We start from the raw sequence: 672 nt of genomic DNA, 5'->3' as shown, positions 1-672 counted from the left end.
GCCTCGTCCTGATCCGGATGGGCCAGGACATGGTTCTGGTAATAGAACGTACTGCGTGACAGCTCCGCCGCTTCGAGCAGAAGCGACAGCGTATGAACCTGCCTCAATCCTTGGATGGCTTGCGCTTTGCATCTTGCGCCGCCTGCTCTTCCCGGATCAAGGCATCGAGTTTTTTTAGGTAGTCGGTCTCCGCACGCAGATAGGCGACTTCCTTGAGCAGCTCTTCGCGGCTCATTTCCTCAGGTGGCTTGGACGAACGGGTCTTTTTCATCGGCTTTCGGGGCGGCGGCGGAGGTGGCGCCAACGCTTGGGCACCGCCCTCAGCATACAGGCGCCGCCACTGCCCCACTGCGCCGGCATCGCCAATCTGGAAGTAAGTCGTGGCCTCGCGCGCGGACATGCCGTCCTGACTCATCTTCTCCAGGACAGCCAGCTTGAACGCAAAGTCATAGGATCGGGCCTGGCGGCGAAACCCGCGCCAACCGTGCAGCCGGTACGTAGCCACCCAGCGCCTGACCGTGGAGGCCTCCAGGCTGTGGCGACGAGCAACGGCTTTGACCGATGTGGAGGTCTTGCAGGCCTCTTTGGCAACCTGCAGTTTGAAACGAGCGTCGTATCTGTTCATGTATCCCTCGGGGTTGGATCTGGCGTCCAACTCCCGGGGGTCACTTC

General features: G+C 61.2%; 1 pseudogene. It reads right to left on the bottom strand.

The window, feature by feature from the left end:
• Window positions 1-625 (bottom strand): annotated as a pseudogene (locus BN1263_RS17845) (transposase); the annotation flags it as partial.
• Window positions 626-672 lie beyond the last annotated feature (47 nt).

Origin of the sequence: Stenotrophomonas thermophila (assembly GCF_001499715.1) — a bacterium.
Taxonomy (GTDB): Bacteria; Pseudomonadota; Gammaproteobacteria; order Xanthomonadales; family Xanthomonadaceae; genus Stenotrophomonas; species Stenotrophomonas hibiscicola.
Note: the sequence above shows the minus strand (reverse complement) of the source record. Positions and strands in the feature narration are given on the sequence as shown.